This is a genomic window from Allobosea sp. LC85 (genome assembly GCF_000735605.1).
Classification (GTDB): domain Bacteria; phylum Pseudomonadota; class Alphaproteobacteria; order Rhizobiales; family Beijerinckiaceae; genus Allobosea.
This window is the reverse complement of sequence record NZ_JPKG01000033.1, coordinates 12386-37102: the sequence shown is the minus strand read 5'-3', so window position 1 is coordinate 37102 and position 24717 is coordinate 12386. Positions and strand designations below refer to the sequence as shown.

The window sequence follows — 24717 nt, the reverse complement described above, 5'->3', positions numbered from 1 at the left end:
CGACTCTCACGCGCAAAAATCCGCCGGAGGAACTCCTGGTGCGGAAACGCAATTGACCAGGTAGAGGTTAAGGAGCCAAAACGATGCTTTCTCGCAGATCAGTATTTGTCGCGGCAGCGGCAAGCTCAATTACCGTCGCAACTTCAGCTCGGATTCCAGTTTATGCTCAAGAATTGGAGCCAGACGAAGCCGAATTCTCTCAGCTATCCAATCCGCCGCTGGAAGCAATCGAATCTCCCGTAAAATTCGGATATAAGCCAGCTACACCTGATCAGATCAATAAAACAGATAGAATTATTGCCGAAACAACGGGAGCAACGCCGCTTGAAGTTGCGCAAAGCTTTATTGATCGTTTTTACTACACTGATCGTGATGCGATATCCCAATGGCCAGCACCATCGAACTGGAATCCTTTGATCGTTCGTTTCTTCAACGAGGCAACGAGCTTGAAGGTTAACAACGACATGGTCGACTGGTGCGCCGCTTTCGCGAATTGGTGCATCAAGCGCGCTGGCAAGCACAGCAGCAATAGCGCGGCTTCCCAATCATTCGTCAGTCCGGCCAACAAGGACTACTACCGCAGGACGGACAATCCGAGACCAGGGAATCTGGTCATCTGGACCTGCTACGATATGACTGGAAAGTCGCTCGGACTAGGGCATGTCGGATTTTATAAGGGGCCTGCCGCCGACAACAGCATTCAGCTTCTGAGCGGAAATACCGCCCGCGACGGGCGGTCGAGCTTGGTTTGCGTGAAGGCGTTCTCAACACTCGACAAGAACGTCTACCGAACTGTCGAAGGTAAACGGGTCCCATCTATCATGAAGTTGAATAGTTACCTAGAAATTGTGTAACGGGAGACTTTCATGGTCCGTTGGATAAGCGCCACACTTCTTCTGGCGATTGCATGCGTTTCAATTCATACCGCTGCGAGCGCTAAATCGCCGCATGATATTCTGGCAGAATCTGCAGAAGCTATCGTCTTCCTCGAAGCACAGGACACTCAGGGGAAAGTTCTTATAACGGGAACGGGGTTCATCGTTTCAAGGGACGGCTATGTCGTTACGGTTGCGCATAACTTCTCTGACGGCGCTGCGAAGCTGTTCGCCGTCATCGGCGCTCGTCAGGGGGTGCGTTTCCAACTTGACCCCAGAGAGATGAATATTGAAAAGGACGTTGCGGTCTGGCAGTTGCCGCAGTCCTCGAGTTGCCGGCATGTGATCCCGCTAAGCGCGACCCAACCAAAGGTTTTCGACGGGGTGCTAGCCGTTGGTTTCCCCGGCGACGCGGGGTTGACCCCCAATCCGCTGTCCATCCAAAATCCTTCAACCCGGACAGGGTTGATCCGCGGAAATGGCCTTCTCCAGCCTGGCTACAGCGGCGGGCCGGTTCTCAACGAAAGCGGCGAAGCAACCGGTATCGTCCAAGGCGGAACCATTGCTGGCGCACAGGCCAATGACTTTGTCCCCATCGCGGTCGCCCTCGACCTCATTCGCAGGAGAACCATGGTCGTTGAGCCGGGGAAGATCGAGCCGTGCCTTCCCGCCGCAACTCATTCGAAGACAGCACCTGCTTGGAACTTAAAATTCACCGGGATCTATTCCGGCGCGAGTGTTCAAACCAATAAATCTTCTCGGTCTGAATTAAAACTAGAATTTAAGTGCGCTGTTGATGCAAAAATGCATTTCGAATGCGAGATATGGGAAGATCTTGGCCCTAGATCGAGCTTGGAACCTAACAGAACGTTTTTTCAGATCGATGGAATCGTTTCTGGAAATAATTTTCGCGGCCAAACTTCGAGTCGATACCAACAAAATTGGAAAAGCGATAACGTAACATTAGTTTTTAAGGAGGGAGGCTCATCTGCTATGAGGTCATTTACATTTGTGTTTGAAGATACCAATTATAAAATGACAGGCTCTACGTATCATCATGCGCCTTTTGATAGTTTTAAGCGCTGAAATATTTTATGACTCGATGGAATTATATCGATATGCGACCGCTATTGTCTAAGGGGCATGACCTGGAGGTTGAGGTCTCCGATGTCGCACTTTGATCAAGAAGGCCCACTGGAAGCCGCAGAAAGGGCGGACTGCACGGCCTGCTGAGGCGGTGACGATCCACTACGCTTGAGGGAACCTCGGCGGGGCGACGTGGCGGCCCTAAGAGGCGCCAGTTCGGGTTGGGTTACCAAGCGGATCTCCAGAATTCCGCCCTCAGCCAATCCCGACAGTTGCTCCTTTGCCAATCCGGATTGCGCCTAGGCCGGCGTTGCCAACGCTAGCATAGAACTATCCAGGGCGCGTTGAGCGTGAAGCAAATGTCCAAGTTGGGTCGACTTTGCCCTTTCGGCCTCGGTTCGCAAGTTGACGTTCTATCCGGCGGCAGCCTGCGATAGCCGGTAGCTGGCAGATCAAGGATCATGCCAAACCGCGTCGCAGAAATCGGATCCCATCGAACCATGGTTCGACAGGACCTGGAAGCCGGGCGAGATCGAACTCGTCTGGCAGTGAACACGAAGGCATCGGCCCGAAAAGTGGATTGCGGTTTTCGGAAAAGCCGATGCAAACACAGAAGTTTGGATCATCGAACCCGATACGAGATCCGGTCCATGATCTAACGGTGACCTCATGATCGGATAGATCCGGGGTTTCCGGACCGGAGTAAGCCAGACCGATTTCGCTGAGAGATGACAGCCAGCGTGGGCAGCAATCACGTTGCTGCATAGCCAGACCAAGCCGAGGCCTGCGCCTCCTGGCTGGGCAGCCGTCCGGTTTGAGTCGATCCTGCCCCTTCGACCTCGGTTCGCAAGCTGACGTTTTTATCCCGCGGCAGCGTGCGACAGCCCGCACCTGGCAAATTAAAGATCAGGCCGAACCGGACCTTGTCGACGCCCGGACAGCAGGGAACGAACGGCCTGGCGGACAAGTTCCAAAACCCAGGGTTTGTTCGGTCGACGGCCTGAGCCTGGGCCTGGAAATGGCGCGACCTGGCCGACGTCTCAGCGGATCAAATCGAGCGCTTGGCTCGCACCTGCGACCGCCCTCCCGGTGCGCGGAAAGCCGCCAGGGAATTGCCCATGAGCAGACGTTCCGAAGGTCGCAGGAGGTGGGACGCTGCACGTCCCGTGAGCCGCCGGGTTGGCCCAGATGCGCCAACAAGGGCACGGCGCTTCGCGGATGGCCGCGATAAGACGCGCCGAGCCTGGCATGTTCGGTGACCGGCCGACCAGCCGCGGCTGCGATTGACGAGGCGCGCATCCCCAAGGTATGGTCCATATTAAATAACAATTGATCCAATATATGGATCAAACGGGAGGTTGGCCGTGCTTACGGGAATTCTGCCTGTCCTGCCGACGCCGTTCACCTGGAGCGGCGAGATCGACGCCGCCGCCATGGCGCGGATTACCGATTTCGCGATCGGGGCCGGGGTCGACGGCGTGGTGTTTCCAGGTTTCGCCAGCGAGGTCGACGAGCTCAGCGGCCCGGAGCGCGCGGCCCTGCTGAAGGCGGTCGTCGGCCGGGTCGGCGGCCGCATCCCGGTCGTGGCGGGCGCCAGCGCGCCGAGCGCCGAACTGGCGATCGCGCATGCGCGCGAGGCGCTGGCCGAGGGCGTCTCGACCTTCATGATCCAGGCGCCCAAGAGCGTCGGCGCGGGCACTGAAGCCGTCGCGGCCTTCTACAGGACGATCGCCGAGGCCCTGCCGGGCTGCGAGATCGTGCTGCAGAATGCGCCGGCCCCGCGCGGCTCGGATTTGAAGCCGCAGACCATTCTGGACATCGTGCGCGACAATCCCGCGATCACCTATGTCAAGGAAGAGACGCTGCCTTCGGGGCTGGCGATCTCGGCGCTGATCGCCGGCAAGCCCGCCCATCTCAAGGGCGTGATCGGTGGCGGCGGGGCGCGCTATTTCGTCGACGAGTACAATCGCGGCGCCTGCGGGGCGATGCCGGCGATCGAGCTTGCCGATGTCCATGTCGCGATGGACCGCGCCTTCCGGGCCGGCGATATCGGCCGGGCGCGGGAGCTCTACATGCGCACGCTGCCGCTGCTGGTGATTCAGGCGAATTTCCGCATGGCCTTCACCAAGCATGTGCTGTCGCGCCGGGGCATCCTCGACAACACCATCGTCCGCGCGAAGGTGCCTGACATGGATGCCCATGACATCGCCGAGATCGATGCCTGGCTCGATGCGTCGGCCGATCTGATGTCTGATGCGGCTCCGCGGGCGCGAACCGCCGGAGTTCGCGGATGAGCGAGCGGGTCGCCAGGGTCGAAGTCTTCTCGATCACCATCCCGCGCGATACGCCCTATCTCGGCGCGCTGCGCGAGGGCGAGACCGTCAACGAGCGCGGCTATGTCGTGCGCAAGGGCAATCGCACCGTCTATCCGGTGTTCGACCGGACCGTGGTCGTGCGCGTGGAGACAGCGAGCGGAGCAGTCGGCTGGGGCGAGACCTATGGCATCGTCGCGCCGGGCGCGGTGATCGCGATCATCGACGACCTGCTCGGACCTTTCGTGGTCGGTCGCGATCCGCGCGACGTCAGCGTGATCCATGACGATCTCTATGATCTGATGCGGGTGCGCGGTTACACCGGCGGCTTCTATCTCGACGCGCTGGCGGCGATCGACATCGCGCTCTGGGATATTTGCGGCAGGCTCGCCGACCTGCCGCTGGTCAAGCTGCTCGGCGGGCAGCGCCATGAGCGCCTGCCGGCCTACATCTCCGGCCTGCCGAAATCGAGCCGCAGCGAGCGCGCCGCGTTCGCGGTGGAATGGCAGTCCAAGGGTTTCGACAGCTTCAAGTTCGCCGCGCCTGTCGCCGATGACGGCGTCGTCGCCGAGATCGAGACCTTGCGCGCGCGACTGGGCCCGGGCGCGCGCATCGCCTGCGACATGCACTGGGCCCATGGCGGCGAGGAAGCGGTCGCGATGATCAGGGCGATGGAACCGCACGGGCTCTGGTTCGCCGAGGCGCCGGTGAAGCCGGAGGATCTCGACGGGCTTGCTCATGTCGCGGCCCATGTCTCGACCCCGATCGCGGTCGGCGAGGAGTGGCGCACCGTCTACGACATGGTGCCGCGCGTCTCGCGCCGGGCCTGCGCCATCGTCCAGCCCGAGATGGGGCACAAGGGCGTGACCGAGTTCATGCGCATCGGGCTTTACGCGCAGGCGCATCATCTCAAAGTGATCCCGCACGCGACCATCGGCATCGGCCTGTTCCTGGCCGCGAGCCTGCATGCCAGCTCCGCCTTGTCGGCGGTGGAATGCCACGAATACCAGCACTCGATCTTCGAGCCCAACCGCCGGCTGCTCGTTGGCGACATGGATTGTAGCCAGGGCCTCTACACCCTTCCGACGGGTGCGGGGCTGGGCGTCGCGCCGTCGCGAGAGGCGCTGGAGCTTCTGCGAAAACACTAAAAACAAAAACCAGGGACCAGGGAGATCACGTCATGCCGAAGACAAGGTTGTTTCTCTCCGCCGCCGCGCTCGCTCTGGCCTTGGGCGCGGGCTTCACCTCGAGCGCCGCGCTTGCCCAGGGCAAGGTGCTCAAATTCGTGTCCTGGCAGAAGGACGAGCGCGGCGTTGGCGATTGGTGGGCTTCCGTGATCAAGGAGTTCGAGGCGACGCATCCCGGCGTCAAGATCGAATGGACCAAGGTCGAGCGCGGCGCCTATGCCGACACGATGACGACGCTGTTTGCCGGCGGAAAGCCACCCGACATCGTCCACCTCGCCTCCTTCGAGTTCCAGAAATTCGCCGATAATGGCTGGCTGGACCCGCTCGACGGCTACGTCAAGGACGCCAAGCTCGACATGAAGGGCTGGGCCGGCCAGGACACCTGCGTCTGGAACAAGCAGACCGTCTGCACGATGATGCTCTATTTCGGCAACATCTTCGCCTACAACGAGGACTTGCTGAAGAAGGAAGGCATCGAGGTTCCCAAGAACTATGCCGAATTCCTCGCCGCCGCGCGCAAGCTGACCAAGGATCTGAACGGCGACGGCATCGTCGACCAGTTCGGCACCGGCCACGAGACCAAGGGCGGCGGCGGCCAGTATATGAGCGAGATGATGAACTACACGCTCGATGCCGGCGGCCGCTGGACCAATGATGCGGGCAAGGTCACCATCGACACTCCGCAGATGGTCGAAGGCCTGTCGCGCTGGAAGACCATCGTCAAGGATAGCCTGACGCCGCGCGACCTTGCAGCCGGCGAAGTCCGCCAGATGTTCGCCGACGGCAAGATCGCGCTCAAGAGCGACGGTCCCTGGCTCTGGCCGATCATCCAGAAGGGCAAGGCCAAGGACCAGATCAAGCTCGGCATGGTGCCGTTCAACCCCCCGATGGGCGGGTCGTCGAACGTGCTCGGCATCGCAGCCGACGCGCCCAAGGAGAACAAGAAGCTGGTCTGGGACTTCATCCAGATCGCGACCTCCGACAAGTTCCAGGCGAGCTACGCGACCCTGGGCGCCTCGCCGCCGCCGAGCCCGCGCGCCGACACCTCGGCCGCCTCGAAGGACACACCGCATTTCGACCTGCTGGTAAGGGCGACCAGGACGGCTGCCGAAGCCAAGGTCGACCGCATCCCCAAGGGGCTGGAACTCTCCTTCAACGAGTTCGCCAAGATGGTCATGGAGGAATCGCAGCGGATGATCATCCAGGACCTCGACCCGAAGGTCGTCGCCGCCACCATGCAGAAGAAGGCCGAGGCGCTGCAGAAGCAGTGACTCCATTCGTCATGGCCGGGCTTTTGGCCGGGCTTTTGGCCGGGCTTGACCCGGCCATCTCGGAAACCCGTGCCGGCTCATCATGAGCGTCTTTGGGTCGACGCTGCGCGCCGCCCGAAAATGACGGCGAGCGACAGGAGACACCGATGTCCCGATCAGCCTTCCTCGATCTCGCAAGGCCAAGCCGGCGCCACTGGCTCGGCTATCTCCTGCTTGCGCCGGCGGTGCTGCTGATCGGCTTGATCATCGTCTATCCCCTGTTCGTGTCGGTCGACCTCTCGTTCCAGAACGTCAACATCGCGCGGCTCGACCAGCCGCGCCGGCCCTTCACCACGCTCAATTACGAGCGCCTGTTCGCCTCGGAGGATTTCTGGAATGCCTGCTGGGTGACCTTCAAGCTGGTCACCATCGTCAGCTTCTTCTGCTTCGTACTGGGCCTGTCGACCGCGCTTCTGGTCAACAACCGCTTCAAGGGGCAGGCCCTGGCGAGGCTTCTGGTCGCCCTGCCCTGGGCGGTGCCGGAGGTGATCGCGGTCGTGATCTTCGCCTGGCTGTTCGATTCGTCCTTCGGCCTGATGAACTGGGTTTTCATCAAGCTCGGCCTCATCGACACCACGATCAACTGGTTCTCCTCGCCGAGCGCGTCGTTTGCGGTGGTCTGCGTCGTCATGGTCTGGAAGGGCTATCCCTTCGTCTCGATCATGATGCTGGCGGGGCTGCAGTCGATCCCCGAGGATTTCTACAACGCCGCCCGCGTCGACGGCGCCAGCGCCTGGCAGCGGCTCACCCATATCACCATTCCCTCGCTGATGCCGGTGCTGGGCGTCACGCTCGTGCTGGTGATGCTCTGGGTCTTCCGGGATTTCTCGATCATCTACGTGCTGACCGGCGGCGGGCCGCTGAAAGCCACGCAAAGCCTTTCGATCATGACCTATGAGCAGGCCTTCGGCTTCTTCAAGATGGGCTATGCCTCGGCCATCGGCGTCATCACGCTGATCGTCTGCGTCATCGCCAGCCGGCTGCTGATCTCGCGCGCTCCGGACACGATGTGAGGCCGCTGCCATGAGACGCAAACCCCGCGACAGCATCATCCTCTACGCCACGGTCCTGATCACCTGCGCGCTGCTGGTCTTCCCGATCTACTGGCTCGTCGTCACGGCGCTGTCGGAGCCCGACCAGCTGCGCCAGCTGCCGCCTAATTTCTGGCCCGACCACCCGCGCTGGGGCGTGTTCGGGCAGATCCTGGCCGAGCGGCCGATCCTGCTCTGGCTCGGAAATTCGGCGCTCGCCGCGATCGGCGCGGTGACGCTCTCGATGGTCGTCTCGGTGCTGGCGGGCTACAGCCTGTCGCGGTTCAAGGTGCGCGGCGGCCAGTCGCTCGGCCTGTTCATCCTGACCGCGAAGATGCTGCCGGCGACGCTGCTGGTGATCCCGCTCTTCGGCATCTTCCGCCAGCTCGAACTGATCGGCAGCCTGTGGTCGATCATCCTGGCCCACGCCACGCTGATCATCCCCTTCACGACCTGGATGCTGAAAGGCTATTTCGACACGATCCCGCGTGAGCTGGAGCAGGCGGCGATGGTCGATGGCTGCTCGCCGCTCGGCGCGATGTTCCGGGTGATCCTGCCGGTCTCGGCGCCGGGATTGGCGGCGACCGCGCTCTACGGCTTCGTGCTGTCCTGGTCGGACTACGCCTATGCGCGCACCTTCCTGACCAACGCCCAGGGCAACTGGACCGCCAATCTCGGCATCACCACGATGAAGGGCGAATATGTCAGCAACTGGAGCGACATATCGGCAGCCTCGATCCTCATCGCCCTGCCGATCCTGCTGATCTACCTCTTCCTCGAACGCTATCTCGTCGGCGGCCTCACGGCCGGCGCCGAGAAATAAGCCTGGGACTGTTCACCACATGGCCGGCATCAAAATCGAGCACGTCACCAAATCCTATGGCAGCCTCGCCGTGCTCAAGGACTTCTCGCTCGATATCGCCGACGGCGAGTTCGTCGTGCTGGTCGGACCGTCGGGCTGCGGCAAGTCGACAATGCTGAAGATCCTCGCCGGTCTTGAAGAGGCTTCGTCGGGCAAGGTCTCGATCGGAGAGCGCGACGTCACCGATCTCGCGCCCGGCGACCGCGACATCGCCATGGTCTTCCAGAACTACGCGCTCTATCCGCATCTGACGGTCGCCAGAAACATGGGCTTCGGCCTGAAGATGCGCGGCACCGAGGCCGGCGAGATCGAGCGCCGTGTCGCTGAAGCCGCAAAAATCCTCGGCATCGACCATCTCCTCGACAGGCGCCCGCGCGCGCTCTCGGGTGGGCAACGCCAGCGCGTCGCCCTGGGGCGCGCGATTGTGCGCGAACCGCAGGCCTTCCTGATGGACGAGCCGCTGTCGAACCTCGACGCCAAGCTGCGCGTCCATACCCGGGCCGAGATCAGCGCGTTGCACAAGCGGCTCGGCGTCACCACGATCTATGTCACCCACGACCAGACCGAAGCCATGACGATGGCCGACCGCATCGTCATCATGAAGGATGGCGAGATCCAGCAGATCGCCCACCCCGACAGGATGTTCCGCGAGCCGGCCAACCTCTTCGTCGCCGGCTTCATCGGTTCGCCCGGCATGAACTTCCTGCAATCGCCGGTCACGGCGGCTGCAGGCGGAACGGAGGTGCGTCTGTTCGGGAGGGATGTGGCGCTGCGGTTGGGGAACGCCGGAGCGCTTGTCGGCAAGGATGTCATCGTCGGCCTGAGGCCCGAGCATATCGCGGCCGGGCCCGGGCCCGTGACCTTCGAGGTCCAGCCGCGCCTCGTCGAGAGCCTGGGCAGCGAGCAATATGTCTATGTCGACCTGCCGGCGGAAAACCGCGTGCGCGTCGGCCAGGCGGTCGCAGACGACGATGCGCGCGGCCATTCGCTGATCGCGAGACTGATCAATCCCGAGGGGCGGCCACCGGGCGAGCGCCTGACCCTGTCGTTCGATCCGGCCCGGCTGCATGTCTTCGACGCCACGACGCAAGGTGCTATCCGATGAGTGTCCTGGTCACCGGCAGCGCCGGGCGCGTCGGCTCGCGCGTGGTGAAGCGCCTGCTCGATGCCGGCCGCCCTGTCACGGGGTTCGACCTGCGCTCGGCCGGCATCTCGCATCCGGCTTATCGCGAGGTCGTCGGCGGCTTCGACGATCGCGCCAAGGCGGCCGAAGCGGTCGCGGGCACTGATGCGATCCTGCATCTCGGCGCGTTCATGTCCTGGCTCCCGGCCGATCGCGACAGGCTGTTCTCCGCCAATGTCGAGGGCACGAGGGTGATCCTCGAGGAGGCCGCAAGGCTGAAGCTGAAATGCTTCCTCTTCGCCAGCTCCGGCGAGGTCTATCCCGAGAACGTGCCGGACTATCTCCCGGTCGACGAGGCGCATCCCCTCAGGCCGCGCTCGCCCTATGGGCTGACGAAGCTGATCGGCGAGGAACTCGTGCGCTTCTTCGAGCGGACCAGCGGCACGCCGGCGACGATCCTGCGCTTCTCGCATACCCAGGACGCGACCGAGCTGCTCGATCCCGCCAGCTTCTTTTCCGGGCCGCGCTTCTTCCTGCACCCGAAAATCCGGCAGCAGGAGGGCTTTGGCAATGCCGCGGCGGTCGCCCTGCTGAAGCAGGCCGATGATGGCAGCGAGGCCCTGGTTCTCTCGCGCAACGAGGCGGGCCGGCCCTTCCGCATGCACATCACCGACACCCGCGACATGGTCGACGGCATCCTGTTGGCGCTCGATCATCAAGGCGCGGCGGGCCGGACCTATAATCTCGGCGCGACCGACCCCGTCGATTTCGCCGAGGCCCTGCCGCGCATGGCCGAGTTGACGGGACTGCCCCTGAAGACCATCGACCTGCCGGGCGCCGGCGTCTTCTACGAGACGTCGAACGCCAGGATTCGGACCGAACTGGGATATGAGCCGCGATGGACGTTCGAGCGCATGATGAACGAGGCGGCGCAGGCGCAGGCGCAGGCGACACGCGCGTCCTGAAGCCGGACGAGCGCGATGTCCCGACCGGCGCGGCGGCCCTGGCCAAGGGGCTCTATCTGCTCGACGTGATCGGCGAGGCCGCGACACCCCCGCGCTTCAAGGACCTCCAGGCCGCGACCGGCCTGCCCAAGGGCACGCTGGCGCGCCTGCTCAACACGCTCGTGCTGTTCCGGCTGATCCGGCAGGAGGACAGCGACAACACCTACAGGCTGGGCCATCGCCTGTTCGAGCTGGCCCATCGCGTCTGGGAATCCTTCGATCTGCGCGGGGCGGCAGCTCCGGTGCTCGATCGCCTCGCCGAGGAGACGCGCGAGACGGCGGCTCTGTGCGCGATCGATAATGACGAGGTGCTCTATATCGACCAGCGCAGCCGGGGCGGAGCCTATGGCTTCCGCATCGAGATCGGCCGGCGCGCGCCCTTGCATTGCACCGCCGGCGGCAAGGCTTTGCTCGCCTTCGCCCAGCCGCATGAGCAGCGCGCCATCTTCGATCGGATGATGCTGACCGGCTTCACCGATGTGACCTTCACGCAGGAGGACGCCTTGCTGGCCGATCTCGCGCTGAGCCGTGCGCGCGGCTATGCGGTCTCGCTCGAGGAGCATGTCGCGGGGGTCTCCTCGGTCGCGGCACCGATCTTCGACCATACCGGCCGGGCGGTCGCGGCGATCGGCGTGTTCGGGCCGAGTTCGCGCCTGACCCGCGACCGGCTGCATGTCACCGGCCGCGATCTGATGGCGGCTGCGCGCCAGATTTCCGGCAATGTCGGCGCGACGCCGATGAACATCACGCCGAGCACGCGCTCGGGCCGCGCCTCGGATCCGCAGGTCGAATGCGTCCTGCCCTGGGGCGCGCATCTGGCCGAGGGACCGGTCTGGTCGGTGCGCGAGAAGCGGCTCTATTGGGTCGATATCCTGGCGCCCTCGATCAATCGCTTCGACCCTGCGACGGGTGCCAATGAGGAGGTCGTGCTGCCGCGCCTGGTCAGCGCCGTGGTCGGTCGACGCGATGGCGGCCTGATGGCGCTGACGCAAGCCGGACTCGAAGGCTTCGACTTCGCCAGCGGCACGCTGACGCCTCTCGTCGATCCCGAAGCCGAGATTTCCGACAACCGCTTCAACGACGGCAAATGCGATCGGCAGGGCCGGCTCTGGGCGGGGACGATGCGGCTCGACGCCAGCCGGACCAGCGGTTCGCTCTATGCGATCAAGCCCGATTTGTCCTGGGAGCGCCATGAGAGCGGACTGACCGTCGCCAACGGCCTGGATTGGAGCCCGGACGGGCGGACATTCTATTTCGCGGATTCCGCGCCGGGCCGGATCTATGCCTATGATTTCGACGAGACTGCGGGACAGCTGAAGCGCCGCCGGATTTTTGTCGAGATCGACGCGGCTTCGGGCCGCCCCGATGGGCTGGCGGTCGATGCCGAGGGCTTTGTCTGGTGCGCGATCTGGGATGGCTGGTGCCTGCATCGCTATGCGCCCGACGGCTCGCTCGTGCGCGAGGTCAAGCTGCCGATCCCGCGCCCGACCAGCATCGCCTTCGGCGGCGACGACCTGAAGACGCTGTTCATCACCAGTGCGCGGGTGCGGTTGCCGTCGCGCATCCTGACGGAGGCGCCCTTCTCCGGCGGGCTGTTCACGCTGCCGGTCGATGTGCCCGGACTGCCGGCGGCGGAATTCGGCTGATGGCGTTGGCAGCGATCTATCCTGATCTTGCGGGAAAGGCCGCGCTGGTGACCGGCGGTGCCGATGGCATCGGGCAGGCGATCGTCGAGGCGCTGGCGTGCCAGAAGGTGAGGGTCGCGTCGCTCGACGTGGACAAGGAGCGCGGTGAGGCGCTTGCAAAGCGGCTGACGGAGAACGGCGCGGCGGTCTCGTTCCATGCCGTCGACCTGCGCGATATCGCAATGACGCAAGCCGCGATCGCCTCGGCGCGCACCGTCTGTGGCCCGTTCGCGATCGGCATCAACAATGCCGGTCATGACGAGCGCCACGCCTTCGACGCCGTGACGCCGGACTATTGGGACGACCGTTTCGCGGTCAATCTTCGCCCGATGATGTTCGTCGCTCAAAACCTGGCTGCCGACATGAAGGCGCTCGGCGGCGGCTCGCTGATCAATCTGGGCTCGACCTCCTGGATGAAGGGGGCGCCTGGCATGATCGCCTATACGACGGCAAAGGCCGCAGTGCTCGGCTTCACCCGTTCGCTGGCGCGCGAACTCGGGAGCGACAATATCCGCGTGAACTGCCTGACGCCGGGCTGGGTCATGACCGAGCGCCAACGACGCCTTCACATGACGCCGGAGCGCTCGCAGGCAGCGCAGCGCGCGCAGGCGCTCAAAGGCGAGATCCTGCCCGCAGACATCGCCGCAATGGCGTTGTTCCTCGCCTCGGATGTCTCGCGCATGTGCACGGGCCAGAACTTCATCGTCGATGCCGGGACAGTCTGAGATGTCAGCAAAGCTCCAGCCGCTCGAAGCCGTGCTCGACCCAGCCGGGATCGTGACCGAGCCGGCCGCGATGGCGCCTTATCTCAGCGACTGGCGCGGGCGCCGACACGGCCGGGCCCAAGCGATCCTGCGTCCGCGCACGGTCGAGGAGGTGTCGGCGATCATGCGCTGGGCGACGCAGACCCGCACGCCCGTCGTGCCCCAGGGCGGCAACACCGGCCTGTCGGGCGGCGCGACGCCTGACGGTTCTGGCGAGGCGATCATGCTCTCGCTCGGCCGGCTCAACCAAATCCGCTCGGTCGATGTCCTCGGCGATACGCTGGTCGCGGAGGCCGGCTGCGTGCTGACCGATGTTCAGCGGGCGGCCACCGAGGCCGACCGGCTGTTTCCGCTCAGCCTCGGCAGCGAGGGCTCATGCCAGATCGGCGGCATCGTCGCGACCAATGCCGGCGGCATCAACGTCATTCGCTACGGCACGGTGCGCGATCTCGTGCTTGGGCTGGAGTTCGTGCAGGCCGACGGCGCCGTGATCCGGGGTCTGAAACCCCTGCGCAAGGACAATGCCGGCTACGCCCTGCGCGACATGCTGATCGGCTCGGAGGGGACGCTCGGCATCATCACGGCCGCCGCGTTCAAACTGTTCGCGCGGCCGAGCGTGAGCGCGACCGCGCTTTGCGGTTTCGCCAGCCCCGCTGCAGCGCTGCAGGTGCTGCACCGGTTGCGGAGCGTCGCCGGCGCGCGCATCTCCAGCTTCGAACTGATGTGCGATGCCGAGATGGGGCTGACGCTTGCGCTCGTGCCGACGACCACCCTGCCCCTCGGCGAGCGCCATCCCTGGTATGGCTTCATCGAGATCGCCGACAGCGACCGCGAGGCCGATGTCGAGCGCATCCTCACCGAGGTTCTGGGAGCAGCGCTGGAGGCGGAGGTTCTGACGGATGCCGTCATCGCCAGCAGCGAGGCGCAGGCCCAGGCGATCTGGACGATCCGCCTGGCTGTGGCGGAGGCGAACCGGCTCGCCGGACCCAGCGTCCCGCACGACACCAGCGTCGCCACCGCCGATGTTCCGGCGCTGATCACGGCCGTCGAGCAGGCCGCCGCCCGCTGCTTTCCGAGCGCGCGCCCGCTCTTCGTCGGCCATATCGGCGACGGCAACATCCATGTGACCCTGCTGTTCCCGAAGGCCGAGGTCCCCAACGCCGCAGCCTTCGCTGCCACTGCGGCCGCGGTGAATGCCTGCGTCTTCGATATCGTCACGCGGCTCGGCGGCAGCATCACGGCCGAGCACGGCATCGGCCACTCGCTGGTCGGCGCGTTTGCGCAAGCTGCGCAGCCCGAGGCTCTCGCATTGATGCGGCGCGTGAAGCACGCCTTCGACCCGCTTGGCATCCTCAATCCAGGCGCCGTCCTCGCCGCGTGAGATCACACGCCACGGGAGCGTCGGCTTCGTGGGACCGAGGTCGAGGGCACTTCAGGCCTGGCGCAAAATGAGTGGTGGCGCAACGCCGTCGCGGCGCAAGAAGGTATCTGTCGCGATTGACTGCCTCATGGGAAACGACCGATGGTTGCTGTGGCTGTCCAAGGGGAAAGAGAATGATGCGCACGACGAGACTGCTTTCCGCCGCCGCCGCGTTGGTGCTGATGGGCCTGGCCACCGCTTCCGCCGACACGGTGCCGAAGATGAAAATGACGACGCCTTTCGCATCGGGCGTCGCGGTGCCGGACAAGATCGAGTCCTCGATCGGGACGCTGAATCTCGATTACGGCTACCCCTCGGCCGATACCGTCGAGAAAATCTACGACAACCTGGACCGTTCGCGCGCGCTACAGGCTTATCTGCTGGCGATTCCGATCGTCAATCAGGCCGGCATGCGCGACTCGATACGCAAGTTCGGGCCTGACAACCAGACCGACGTGATCTGGGAAAACCTGGTCGATCCGCGAACCGTCGAGCTGACGGCCAACGACAACACGATCTATAACTACGTCTGGGTCGACACGAGCAAGGGACCGTTGGTGGCCGAGATACCGCCCAAGGTTCTCGGGATGGTCGACGACTTCTGGTACAAGTGGGTGGCCGATATCGGCATCACCGGCGCCGACAAGGGCGAAGGCGGCAAGTACCTCCTGCTGCCGCCGGGATACAAGGGCGACATACCACCGGGGTATCATGTCGTGCGGCCGAGCACCTTCGGCAACTACCTTGTCTTTCGCGCCTTCGTCGTGGACGGTTCCACCAAACCCGGGGTCGACTCGGTCAAGAAGAATTTGCGGATTTATCGCCTGGACGAGGCCGCCAACCCGCCGCCGATGAAATTCGTCAACGCCTCGGGAATTCCATCGAACTTCGTCGCACCGGGTGACTACTCGTTCTGGAGCCTGTTGAACCAGGTCATCCAGGAAGAGCCGGCGGACGGTTCCGATCCCACCACCTTGGGCCTGTTCGCCTCGATCGGCATCGTCAAGGGCCAGCCCTTCAATCCCGATGAGCGGATGAAGAAGATCCTCACCGACGCCGCCAATATCGGCGCCGTGACGGCGCGGACGATCGCCTTCAAGGTTCGCGCGAAGGACGCGTATTTCTATCCGGACAGTACGTGGCGCCTGCCGTTTTTCGGCGGCTACAAGTTCGAGGCGGCGCCCGGTGTCAGCAACCTGGATGGTGCTGTCTTCTACTATTACTTCGCCATCGGCGTCACGCCGGCGATGGAGGAGAAGATGGTGGGCAAGGGCTCGCAATATCCATGGTCGGTTCAGGATTCGAATGGAAATCCCTTTGATGGCGGCAAGACTTACAAGCTGCGCCTGCCGCCGAATGTCCCGGTCAAGGATTTCTGGTCGGTCATCGTCTACGACAACCAGACCCGCTCGATGGTGCAAACCGACCAGCAAGCCCCAAGCGTCAGCAGCCAGAACAAGGGGGTCAAGGTCAATGCGGATGGTTCGGTGGATGTCCACTTCGGACCCAAGGCCCCGGCGGGACTGGAGAACAACTGGGTGCAGACGATTCCAGGCAAGGGCTGGTTCATGATCCTTCGCCTTTATGGCCCGCTGGAACCGTGGTTCGACAAGACCTGGAAGCCGGGCGAGATCGAACTCGTCAGGCAGTGAACGCTAACGGCAACCCCGTTGCCGGACATATCCGGGGCTTCCGGCCCCGGAGTAGACTGGATCGATTTCGCTGAGAGATGGCTGCTGGCGCCTTCCGGCCAGGCAGCCGTCCGGTTTGGGTCGATCTTGCCCCTTCGATCTCGGTTCGCTAGCTGACATTTCATCAGGCGGCAGCGTCCGATAGCCCGGACTTCGCCTCTCCGCCTCCATCCAGATCCGCGCGAAGCCGTTGCGCAGCGGGTCGTTTCCGACGAGAGTTGTCGTCGCGAAGAACCCCAACGAGAAAACGTGCGCTCCGCCGCACGGGACAGCAAGGCAGTTGATGGGCACAAAGCCCCTTGCCCCGCAGGGCTGATGCGTCATGGGCGTGTCAAGCGCGCAATGCTTGGCGCGCAATACTTGGCTTGGCGCGCAAGACTTGCCGTGCGATCGCCGACATGGGGCCAGCGACATGGGGCCAGGAGGGATGCGAATGACGGTACCCCCGCTCACCTTCGCAAGCATAACGGCCCGCGCGGTCGTCCTGAAGCTCAGACGCCCGGTGGTGGCGCGCATCGCCACCATCACGGAATGGCCCCTCGTCCTCATCGATCTGACCACCGAGGAAGGCATTGTCGGCAGAAGCTACCTCGAGCCGTACACGATCAAGGCGATGCGCTACCTGGTCCCCGCCATCCTGGATTTCGGGGATCTGCTCAAGGGGCGTCGGGTCTCGCCGCTCGATCTCTATGATCTGGCGCGCAAGTCGCTGCATTTCGTCGGGTACCAGGGGGTGTCCCAGATTGCCGTCTCCGGTCTCGACATGGCGGCATGGGACGCGCTCGCGAAGGCGGCGAACCTGCCACTCTGCGTGCTCCTCGGCGGATCCGTCGGCCCGGTGCGGGCCTATAACAGCAATGGGCTGTGGCTGCAGGAACCGCAGGCCGTCGCGGCGGAGGCCATCGAGCTGCGCGACGAAGGCGGGTTCGAAGGCCTCAAACTGCGTCTCGGGCGCGAGCGCCTTCGGGACGATATCGCGACACTTGAAGCCGTCCGCAGCGCCGTCGGCGGAGACGTCTCGCTGATGGTCGACTTCAATCAGGGCCTGAACCTCGGCGAGGCATTGGAGCGTTGCCACGCGATCGACGCGTTCGGCCTCGCCTGGATCGAGGAGCCGGTCGTCTACGAGAACTTCGAGGGTCATGCGCGGCTTGCCGCGGAGCTGAAGACGCCGATCCAGATCGGAGAGAATTTCTATGGCCCACGCGACCTGTACCGCGCCCTCCAGATGAAAGCGTGCGACTACGTCATGCCGGACTTCATGCGCATCGGCGGGGTGACGGGGTGGTTGCGGGCCGCGGCGATGGCGGGCACTGCCGGCGTGCCCATCTCCACGCATCTCTACCCCGAAGTCGCGGCGCACGTGATGCGGGTGACCGAGACCGCCCACTGGCTCGAATGGCAGAATTGGGCCGATCCCATTCTTCAGGAGCCGTTCGGTCTCGACGGGGGGCTGTTGCGGATTCCCAACACTCCCGGCGTCGGCCTGTCCTGGGACGAGGATGCCGTGAAGGTTCATCAGCGTGAGATCTGAATGGGGTGTCCAAGGGCAGATATCCGTCGATTTTGCCCCTTCGACCTCGGCTCGCACGCTGACGTCTTCTCAGGCGGCAGCGTGCGATAGGCGTGATTTGCGGCTCCAGACATCCCCACTAACGCATCGGCCCGAAAAGTGGATTGCGGTTTTCGGGAAAGCCGATGCAAACACCAAGGGCTAGATCATCGGACCGGATACGATTTCCGGTCCGATGATCTAGTAGGTGATCTTCGGGTACCAGTCGGTCCCGCGGCCTTCCGGCGTCCAGTCCAGGACGTTCCACAGCATCATCAGGTCCGGCTCGGTGGTCGGGTCCTTGCCCGGATCGGCCGACTCGAAACCCAGCTCCGCGCCCCAGAAGTGCCGGATGGTCCCGTCGCGCCGTGTGAAGACGTTCTCGGCGGCGGTGTCGATCCCATCATCCATGATGGCGTGGTAGTCCCGGCTGAAATTCCCGTTGACGTCGGCATAGAGCAGCAGGTTCTTCCAGCCACGCTCGACCTTGAAGGCGATCTGCCGCTCGATGGCCGAAAGACCGACGACGGCAAGCGCGATCCGCTGGCGGAGGTGATCGGCGTTGCCGTCCAGGCAGCTCAGAAGCGCGGTGCACATGGGGCAAGGGCGCTGGCGCTTGGGGCCGTACATCCAGTTGTAGACGAACAGGGTGTCCTTATCGCCGAAGAGCGCCTCGAAGCCGACTGGATTGGCCCCGGCCACACTGCTGGCTTCGCCCATGAACTGATAGTCGCCCTTCACCTCGCCGCCGGGCGGCAAGGCGCGACGCTGGGCGGCGACGCGCGCGATGTGGCGGTTGAGTTCGATCTCCTCGACCAACAGGGCCTCGCGCGCCTTGCGGTACTCGGCGCTCTCGTTCGGTTGGCGGGCGCGGTTCTTGTGAGCGATCGCAGCGGCGGGTTGCAGAGCAGAACCGTCGGCCATGACCTTGTCTCCCAGTTCAAACCCCTTCAACGGGCCACCCACCTCAGGGTTCCGCCTGGATCGCTGCCGCGCGCGGGAGCCATGCGGCGATGCCTCAGATCGGCAGCAGGGCATCAGGCTTCACATCGGCCACCGATGCGTAGGTATGGGTCTCCCCGACACCGGGCAAAGGCAAGATCACCCGCTCCAGAAAGTCCTGGAACAGGGACATGTCGGCAATTCTGGCTTTCACGAGATAGTCGAAGCCGCCGATGACCATGTGGCATTCCAGGACTTCCGGTGCCTGTGAGATCGCCTGCGAAAACCGCTCGAAGATATGCGGGGCCGTGTCGTCGAGGCGGACCTGGATGAAGACCACGGTCCCCCGACCGACCTTCTGCGGATCGAGGATCGCCCTGACCTGTCATGTTCAATATGCAATATGAATGAGTTGATCGACATCCGGGAACCGGTACTGTTCTCTGGCGTTCGATGGCCGACACCGAGATGCCGACGATCTCCATTCCGATACAGTAGCTTGAATGCCATGGGCGGTCCCGAATCCTTCGGCCGGCCTCACTCCCCCCAAAAAATGCGGGAGGCTTCGATGCGCGTGCTGGCAGTGGTCGGGATCATGCTGGTCGCGGGGCCGGCAGCGGCTGATTTCGGGGTGACGGTCGAGAAATTCGTGGCCGGCATCGTCGGGCACGCGGAACTCGGTCTTCGTGACCGCGGTTGCAGGCCGGAATTCTGCTATCTGTCCGATGGTTCGGAAAAGCATTGGCTGTACATCCAGCGCGACCGCAAGAACGTCGTCACCCAGGTTTTGTTCGAGCTTCCCGCAAGCGCCTGGGCGGACAGCGCTGCATTCCTCGAGGCGGTCCAGAGCGGCCTGCTGATCCCACCTCCGAGCAGGATCACCGCCCCCGAAATCACCAGGACGGCCAAGACGCTGCCCAGCGCCGGTATCTCTCTTCGCGGCCGGGCCATCGTCTGCTCGGCGCTGCTGCAGAAAGTCAAACCGGAGAATGTTCTGGGCGCCTGCAAGCCGGGCTAGGTCAGCGGATAATCGCACCTTCCGTGTTTGCATCGGCTTGCCCGAAAACCGCAATCCACGTTTCGGGCCGATGCTCTGTGCGTTCGCATCGGCTTGCCCGAAAACCGCAATCCACGTTTCGAGCCGATGCTTCAGGCGGGTACTTTGCCATTCTCCCGTTTCGGCGCTGCCCGGCGGCAGCTGCTGCGCGTGAAGCGCTCGATCTCGGCGAGCGCCGCATCCAGGCTGGGGAAAGGACCATGTTTCATGGCCTTCATCGTCTCCAGCGCCTGGCCCGCCGTGACAAGCCGGAACTCGCCCACAGGGTTTTCGGTGATCTCGCCCATCGGCCGGCCGAGCAGGTCGGTCAGCAGCCAGACGGCTTCATCGGGTCTCTGGGTGACGGTGATATCCACGAAGCACTCGCTATGACCGGGATGGCTCTGGCGATCGTCCCTTCACGGGGTGGCAGGCCGGCGCTTCTTCGGCTTCGGCGGTTCGGCTGCGAGGAGCTCGCGGTCCGCGGCCTCCTTGGCGAGCCGCTCGGCCTTGAGCCTCGCCGTCTTGGCGTCGCGCGCCTGGCTCGCACTCTCCGCTTCGGAGAGGATCCGGTTGCGCACGGATGACTGGGTCTGCGTTCTCAGGAACGCATTATCCGCATCGGTCCGCTGCCTGGATTGATCCGACATGGATTGCTCCTAGATCTTGGCGCCGGCGCCGCCATTCCCGACGATCTCGTGATGCCCGATCACGCGCTCGCGGCCATCGGGCCCCCGGACGCGATACTGCTCCTCGGCATTGTCGCGCGACGGCATGACGCGCAGCACCTCGAACGGGCCCGGGCGCGGCCGATTGACCATGTCAGGGGAAAGGCTGAGGAGGTCTCCTGCCTTGTAGGCGATGGCGGTCATGTCTTCATTCTCCTTGCAGGCGGGGCGTCAAAAGTTCTCCGCCGTCAGCCGATGAAAGCCGCCTCGATTCCGGGCATAGGCGGAGCGGGCGGCCTGGTAAATCGCGTCGCGGTTCTGGTCGAAGATGCGAAGCGCCTCTTCTTCAACCGCTCTCGCATCGGGACCGAGCTTGCGCAAGGCAGCGAAATCGATCTGGAAGGCGACCTCCAGAGATGCGTCGGAACCCCAGAAGCTGACACAGGAGCGCCCCGCATCGAAGCAGCGGACAGAATTGGGAAAATCGAGACTCATCGTCAGGCTCCTTCTGGTTTCAAGAGCGCAACGTGAAGCCAATGCGGAACTCCCTCGCCGGCCCCCCGCGATGGTTGCGCCTGCGGCCCGAGCGGCATCATGAGAGGCCAGCTCTCACATGCGCCATTCCGGCAGGAACAGATTCGGGGGCAATAAAACCTGCGGAGGCAAGAAAACCTGCGGAGGCAAGAAAACCTGCGGAGGATCCTGGAACGCCGGACATGATACGGCCTCGGACGTCATGGAGATGCGGCACATCCCGCGCGCGGCGATCAGGTGCGCCACGGCGGATCTCGGATTGCTCGAACAAGCCAGCAGTTTTCTCAAATGCGGCCACGCCGGAACAGATCAACCGCAAGGCGGCTTGTTCTCGGCGACCGAGCTTTGAACATGGGGAATGGCAGCCACATTTGTAAGGCTGGCGTGAGAATAATGCGGAGCGCGCAGCAGCGCCGCCCCGCCCGCGGGATTTCCGCGCCACGTGCCGTCATTCATTTCTGTCACCAATTGGGGATTATGAAGGAGGTTGACCTCGCGTAGGCTCGGCAGAACGCATCCCGGTCGCCGTCAACCCGACAGCCACGCAGCACCCGGCGCGTTCGCTTCGCTGTCGCGTTCGACCAAGGCCGTGTCAGAACCCATGGGAGGTTCTCATGTCCACAGCGTTCAGCGTAGTTCTCGAGGGCACCCAGGAAGTCCCTCCACACGCCTCGGCTGCAAGCGGTCTCGGCACTGTTGTCTTTGACAACACGGCAATCACCGCGAGCTACACGTTCCAGGTCGCAGGCATCGATTACGGCCCGGCGACGGGTGGTCCAGCCCAGACCCCGTCGACCCTGGATGATGCGATCTCCACGCATTTTCACAATGAAGTGCGCGGCGTAAACGGACCTGTTGTCTTCGGGCAGATCAACCCGGCCCAGGACAACGATGATCTCAGCATCGTGCAGAATGCGGATGGCTCCTGGACGATAACCGGTCAATGGGAGACGACGGACCCCGCCAATGTTTCCATCACCAACTTCGCCGATACTTTCGGCTTGGCTGCGGTGGGGGCGGAGATCCCGATCTATTTCAACATCCATACGAACCAATTCCCCGGGGGCGAGATCCGAGGTCAGTTGCTCACAATCGCAGATGACAACGACAACGAAATCGTCGGAACGCCAGGCGATGATTTTCTTCCCGGGCTCGGCGGTGATGACGTCATCCGTGGCCTTGACGGCAACGACAGACTTGAAGGCGGCGATGGCGATGACCGGATCGAGGGCGGCGCCGGCAACGACACCATCGATGGCGGCGCCGGCAACGACAGGCTCGAAGGCGGCGATGGCGACGACACCATCCTGGGCGGCGATGGCGATGACCGGATCAAGGGCGGCGACGGCAACGACACCATCGATGGCGGCGCCGGCAACGACAGGATCGACGGCGGCGACGGTGACGACGCCATCCTGGGCGGCGATGGCGATGACCGGATCAAGGGCCGCGACGGCAACGACACCATCGATGGCGGCGCCGGCAACGACAGACTCGCAGGCGGCGATGGTGACGACACCATCCTGGGCGGCGATGGCGATGACCGGATCAAGGGCGGCGACGGCAACGACACCATCGATGGCGGAGCCGACAACGATACCATCGACGGCGGCGACGGAGACGACGTGCTCAATGGCGGCGCCGGCGACGATGTCCTGTTCGGCGATGATGAGGTGCAGGTAGAGGAGGTCGAGGACGAGGACGAGGACGACGAGGACGAGGACGAGAACGAGGGCAAGGCCCGGGACGACGACGACGAGGATGAGGATGAGGATGAGGATGAGGGCGAGGCCCGGCACGACGACGACGACGACGAGGACGAGGACGAGGACGAGGACGAGGACGACGAGGATGACGAGGACGAGGAGGAGGAGGAGGACGGGAACAACGACGAACTCCATGGCGGTGACGGAAATGACGTCCTGCATGGCGGCGAAGGAAACGATCTGCTCTTCGGCGATGCCGGAGACGACACGCTGAACGGCGACGACGGCGACGATCAGCTTTTCGGCGGTGCCGGAAACGACGTGCTGAATGGTGGCGATGGCGATGACCTGCTGGTCGGCGGCGAGGGAGACGACGTGCTCAACGGCGGCGCCGGCACCGACACGTTCTCGTTTGCTGGCGACGGCGCGACCTTCGGCGCTGATCACGTCGCAGACTTCAATTTCGAGGACAATGACACGGCCGTCATCGATGTTCCGGATGATTTCGATCCGGAAGCCGATGTCACGGTCGTCGACGACGGCGTCGACACGACGCTGACCTTCGCTTTCGGGTCCATCGTCTTCGACGGCGTCACCGGCGGGCCCGCCCCGCCAGACGCTTTCGAGTCGATTGCCGATATCAACGACTTCGCGGGCTACGAAGCGATCCAACTGGTCTGACAGGTTGCGGCGGGCGGCGGCCGGGATCGGCTGCCGCCCATCGCCGTCGGCGGAGAATCCATCACGTCGAGAGGCTTCATGTCGGACCCGCCTGCGGGCCGCACGGCCGCACCCCTTGCATCCTCAGAACCCTTGCATTGAGAGCGAGTGCAAAGGCATGACAAGAGCAAGCAATGTCTGCAAGTCGAGCGCTCCGCTTCTCCTTGCACTGGCGACTGCCGCGCTCGCGGAAAACCTGCCGCGTGAAGGCTTGCCGCGTGAAGACCTGCCGCGTTTCGTATTGCCGCTCAGTTGCGAAGTCGGACGCAACTGCTTCATCCAGAACTATGTCGATGCCGATCCGACGTCTTCGGCCAAGGACTACGCATGCGGCAGCCTGTCCTATGACAAGCATAACGGGACGGATTTCCGCCTCGCGACGATGACTGCGCAGCGAGCCGGCGTCGATGTCCTTGCCGCCGCCGACGGCCGGGTCGTTCGGCTGCGTGACGGAAGTGCGGATGCGTCCGTGCGCGACACCGGCCGTGCAGCGGTTCAAGGTTCCGAGTGCGGCAACGGCGTCGTCATCGAGCATGCCGACGGATGGCAGACGCAATATTGCCACATGGCGCAGGGCAGCCTGCAGGTCAATGTCGGCGATCTCGTCAGGGCGCCCCAGCCGATCGGCAAGGTCGGCCTCTCCGGCCTGACCGAGTATCCGCATCTCCATTTCATCGTCCGTCGTCACGGCCAGATCGTCGACCCGTTCGCCTACGAGGCTCCGGCTCAGGCGTGTGGCGCTGGCCAGAGCTTGTGGGATCCCGCACTGGGGCCGGCACTCGCCTATCGGCAGCGGAGCATCCTGAATGCTGGCTTTGCCTCCACACCCGTGTCGATGGCGGCGCTGGAAGCGGGCGAGACGGAGCAAAACCTGCCGGATTTCGGCGCCCCCGCGCTCGTCGCCTATGCGCGTGGGATCGGCCTCAAGACCGGCGACGTCCAATCGCTGGTCCTGAAGGACCCTTCGGGCCGGACCCTTGCTGAAAATCAAGCTCCGCCACTCGAACGCAATCGCGCGCAGAGCCTGATCTTCGCAGGCGTCAAGCAGCCGGCGGCCGGCTGGGCCAAAGGCGCCTATCAGGCGACATATACGGTGACGCAGAACGGAACCCCGGTGCTGGAGCGACGCTTCGACATTGACCTCGGGCCGCAGTAAATTCTGGATGGTTTGCGAGCGTTGAGGGAATTGCGCGGCTTTGACGCCGGGCA

The 24717-nt window shown here is 63.7% G+C and carries 23 protein-coding genes; 17 read left to right on the top strand and 6 right to left on the bottom strand.

Going from position 1 to position 24717, the window contains the following annotated elements; genetic code table 11:
* Positions 1–83: 83 nt before the first annotated feature.
* From FG93_RS31900 to FG93_RS16265, 14 genes are all read left to right on the top strand, one after another.
* Positions 84–854 carry a CHAP domain-containing protein gene (locus FG93_RS31900; RefSeq protein WP_081881594.1) on the top strand — a complete coding sequence of 257 codons (771 nt, stop codon included), beginning with the start codon at positions 84–86 and terminating at the stop codon, positions 852–854.
* A gap of 12 nt (positions 855–866) precedes the next feature.
* On the top strand, positions 867–1961 hold the full coding sequence (locus FG93_RS31895) for a serine protease (protein WP_081881593.1): 1095 nt from the start codon (positions 867–869) through the stop codon (positions 1959–1961).
* Between the two features lie 1364 nt (positions 1962–3325).
* A complete protein-coding gene (locus tag FG93_RS16320) occupies positions 3326–4255 on the top strand; it encodes a dihydrodipicolinate synthase family protein (protein WP_052513880.1) in 930 nt (309 codons plus the stop codon).
* Entirely contained in the window at positions 4252–5421 is a 1170-nt protein-coding gene (locus tag FG93_RS16315; protein WP_043236212.1) for a mandelate racemase/muconate lactonizing enzyme family protein, read from the top strand. The genes FG93_RS16320 and FG93_RS16315 overlap by 4 nt, the downstream gene beginning before the upstream one ends.
* Positions 5422–5453: 32 nt before the next feature.
* Complete coding sequence (locus FG93_RS16310; RefSeq protein WP_043236209.1) at positions 5454–6731, top strand: ABC transporter substrate-binding protein; 1278 nt, start codon at positions 5454–5456, stop codon at positions 6729–6731.
* 146 nt (positions 6732–6877) lie between these two features.
* A complete protein-coding gene (locus FG93_RS16305; protein ID WP_043236207.1) occupies positions 6878–7783 on the top strand; it encodes a carbohydrate ABC transporter permease in 906 nt (301 codons plus the stop codon).
* A gap of 10 nt (positions 7784–7793) precedes the next feature.
* The gene (locus tag FG93_RS16300) at positions 7794–8624 is read left to right on the top strand and encodes a carbohydrate ABC transporter permease (protein WP_043236205.1); all 831 of its coding nucleotides are present in this window, start codon (positions 7794–7796) and stop codon (positions 8622–8624) included.
* Positions 8625–8643: 19 nt separating this feature from the next.
* Entirely contained in the window at positions 8644–9768 is a 1125-nt protein-coding gene (locus FG93_RS16295) for an ABC transporter ATP-binding protein (RefSeq protein WP_043236202.1), read from the top strand.
* Entirely contained in the window at positions 9765–10751 is a 987-nt protein-coding gene (locus FG93_RS16290; protein ID WP_043236200.1) for an NAD(P)-dependent oxidoreductase, read from the top strand. The genes FG93_RS16295 and FG93_RS16290 overlap by 4 nt, the downstream gene beginning before the upstream one ends.
* A complete protein-coding gene (locus FG93_RS16285; protein ID WP_081881592.1) occupies positions 10685–12436 on the top strand; it encodes an SMP-30/gluconolactonase/LRE family protein in 1752 nt (583 codons plus the stop codon). The genes FG93_RS16290 and FG93_RS16285 overlap by 67 nt, the downstream gene beginning before the upstream one ends.
* Entirely contained in the window at positions 12436–13200 is a 765-nt protein-coding gene (locus tag FG93_RS16280) for an SDR family NAD(P)-dependent oxidoreductase (RefSeq protein ID WP_043236197.1), read from the top strand. The genes FG93_RS16285 and FG93_RS16280 overlap by 1 nt, the downstream gene beginning before the upstream one ends.
* A 1-nt stretch (position 13201) precedes the next feature.
* Positions 13202–14620 carry an FAD-binding oxidoreductase gene (locus tag FG93_RS16275; RefSeq protein WP_043236195.1) on the top strand — a complete coding sequence of 473 codons (1419 nt, stop codon included), beginning with the start codon at positions 13202–13204 and terminating at the stop codon, positions 14618–14620.
* Positions 14621–14793: 173 nt separating this feature from the next.
* Positions 14794–16311, top strand: coding sequence for a DUF1254 domain-containing protein (locus FG93_RS16270; RefSeq protein ID WP_043236193.1), 1518 nt, complete (start codon positions 14794–14796; stop codon positions 16309–16311).
* Between the two features lie 472 nt (positions 16312–16783).
* Positions 16784–17884 (top strand): enolase C-terminal domain-like protein, encoded by a 1101-nt coding sequence (locus FG93_RS16265; RefSeq protein ID WP_043236190.1) that lies wholly within the window; start codon positions 16784–16786, stop codon positions 17882–17884.
* Positions 17885–18103: 219 nt separating this feature from the next.
* On the opposite strand, the gene FG93_RS16260 is transcribed toward FG93_RS16265, so the two are convergent.
* Positions 18104–18826 carry a DUF899 family protein gene (locus FG93_RS16260; RefSeq protein WP_043236488.1) on the bottom strand — a complete coding sequence of 241 codons (723 nt, stop codon included), beginning with the start codon at positions 18824–18826 and terminating at the stop codon, positions 18104–18106.
* Between the two features lie 94 nt (positions 18827–18920).
* Positions 18921–19184 (bottom strand): Lrp/AsnC ligand binding domain-containing protein, encoded by a 264-nt coding sequence (locus tag FG93_RS16255; RefSeq protein ID WP_244448634.1) that lies wholly within the window; start codon positions 19182–19184, stop codon positions 18921–18923.
* A 159-nt stretch (positions 19185–19343) separates the two neighbouring features.
* Between FG93_RS16255 and FG93_RS16250 the strand changes: the two genes are divergently transcribed.
* Positions 19344–19862, top strand: a complete 519-nt coding sequence (locus tag FG93_RS16250) for a hypothetical protein (RefSeq protein WP_152579464.1) — start codon at positions 19344–19346, stop codon at positions 19860–19862.
* Between the two features lie 131 nt (positions 19863–19993).
* On the opposite strand, the gene FG93_RS16245 is transcribed toward FG93_RS16250, so the two are convergent.
* From FG93_RS16245 to FG93_RS16230, 4 genes are read right to left on the bottom strand one after another with little or no spacing between them, the layout of a single operon-like run.
* Positions 19994–20257: a hypothetical protein gene (locus FG93_RS16245; protein WP_052513844.1), complete on the bottom strand. Its 264-nt coding sequence runs from the start codon at positions 20255–20257 to the stop codon at positions 19994–19996.
* A 42-nt stretch (positions 20258–20299) separates the two neighbouring features.
* Positions 20300–20530, bottom strand: coding sequence for a hypothetical protein (locus FG93_RS16240; protein WP_043236187.1), 231 nt, complete (start codon positions 20528–20530; stop codon positions 20300–20302).
* A gap of 9 nt (positions 20531–20539) precedes the next feature.
* Entirely contained in the window at positions 20540–20752 is a 213-nt protein-coding gene (locus FG93_RS16235) for a hypothetical protein (RefSeq protein ID WP_043236184.1), read from the bottom strand.
* Between the two features lie 27 nt (positions 20753–20779).
* Complete coding sequence (locus tag FG93_RS16230) at positions 20780–21043, bottom strand: DUF1488 family protein (protein ID WP_043236182.1); 264 nt, start codon at positions 21041–21043, stop codon at positions 20780–20782.
* A 653-nt stretch (positions 21044–21696) separates the two neighbouring features.
* On the opposite strand from FG93_RS16230, the gene FG93_RS16225 reads away from it, so the two are divergent.
* Both FG93_RS16225 and FG93_RS16220 read left to right on the top strand, forming a co-directional pair.
* Positions 21697–23469: a calcium-binding protein gene (locus tag FG93_RS16225; RefSeq protein ID WP_081881589.1), complete on the top strand. Its 1773-nt coding sequence runs from the start codon at positions 21697–21699 to the stop codon at positions 23467–23469.
* A 157-nt stretch (positions 23470–23626) separates the two neighbouring features.
* Positions 23627–24664 (top strand): M23 family metallopeptidase, encoded by a 1038-nt coding sequence (locus FG93_RS16220; protein WP_081881588.1) that lies wholly within the window; start codon positions 23627–23629, stop codon positions 24662–24664.
* Positions 24665–24717: the final 53 nt, after the last annotated feature.

Coding starts and splice junctions, on each gene's coding strand:
- FG93_RS31900 (WP_081881594.1), top strand. CDS start 84: ATGCTTTCTCGCAGATCAGTATTTGTCGCGGCAGCGGCAAGCTCAATT.
- FG93_RS31895 (WP_081881593.1), top strand. CDS start 867: ATGGTCCGTTGGATAAGCGCCACACTTCTTCTGGCGATTGCATGCGTT.
- FG93_RS16315 (WP_043236212.1), top strand. CDS start 4,252: ATGAGCGAGCGGGTCGCCAGGGTCGAAGTCTTCTCGATCACCATCCCG.
- FG93_RS16310 (WP_043236209.1), top strand. CDS start 5,454: ATGCCGAAGACAAGGTTGTTTCTCTCCGCCGCCGCGCTCGCTCTGGCC.
- FG93_RS16305 (WP_043236207.1), top strand. CDS start 6,878: ATGTCCCGATCAGCCTTCCTCGATCTCGCAAGGCCAAGCCGGCGCCAC.
- FG93_RS16300 (WP_043236205.1), top strand. CDS start 7,794: ATGAGACGCAAACCCCGCGACAGCATCATCCTCTACGCCACGGTCCTG.
- FG93_RS16295 (WP_043236202.1), top strand. CDS start 8,644: ATGGCCGGCATCAAAATCGAGCACGTCACCAAATCCTATGGCAGCCTC.
- FG93_RS16290 (WP_043236200.1), top strand. CDS start 9,765: ATGAGTGTCCTGGTCACCGGCAGCGCCGGGCGCGTCGGCTCGCGCGTG.
- FG93_RS16285 (WP_081881592.1), top strand. CDS start 10,685: ATGGACGTTCGAGCGCATGATGAACGAGGCGGCGCAGGCGCAGGCGCA.
- FG93_RS16280 (WP_043236197.1), top strand. CDS start 12,436: ATGGCGTTGGCAGCGATCTATCCTGATCTTGCGGGAAAGGCCGCGCTG.
- FG93_RS16275 (WP_043236195.1), top strand. CDS start 13,202: ATGTCAGCAAAGCTCCAGCCGCTCGAAGCCGTGCTCGACCCAGCCGGG.
- FG93_RS16270 (WP_043236193.1), top strand. CDS start 14,794: ATGATGCGCACGACGAGACTGCTTTCCGCCGCCGCCGCGTTGGTGCTG.
- FG93_RS16265 (WP_043236190.1), top strand. CDS start 16,784: ATGACGGTACCCCCGCTCACCTTCGCAAGCATAACGGCCCGCGCGGTC.
- FG93_RS16260 (WP_043236488.1), bottom strand. CDS start 18,826: ATGGCCGACGGTTCTGCTCTGCAACCCGCCGCTGCGATCGCTCACAAG.
- FG93_RS16240 (WP_043236187.1), bottom strand. CDS start 20,530: ATGTCGGATCAATCCAGGCAGCGGACCGATGCGGATAATGCGTTCCTG.
- FG93_RS16235 (WP_043236184.1), bottom strand. CDS start 20,752: ATGACCGCCATCGCCTACAAGGCAGGAGACCTCCTCAGCCTTTCCCCT.
- FG93_RS16230 (WP_043236182.1), bottom strand. CDS start 21,043: ATGAGTCTCGATTTTCCCAATTCTGTCCGCTGCTTCGATGCGGGGCGC.
- FG93_RS16225 (WP_081881589.1), top strand. CDS start 21,697: ATGTCCACAGCGTTCAGCGTAGTTCTCGAGGGCACCCAGGAAGTCCCT.
- FG93_RS16220 (WP_081881588.1), top strand. CDS start 23,627: ATGACAAGAGCAAGCAATGTCTGCAAGTCGAGCGCTCCGCTTCTCCTT.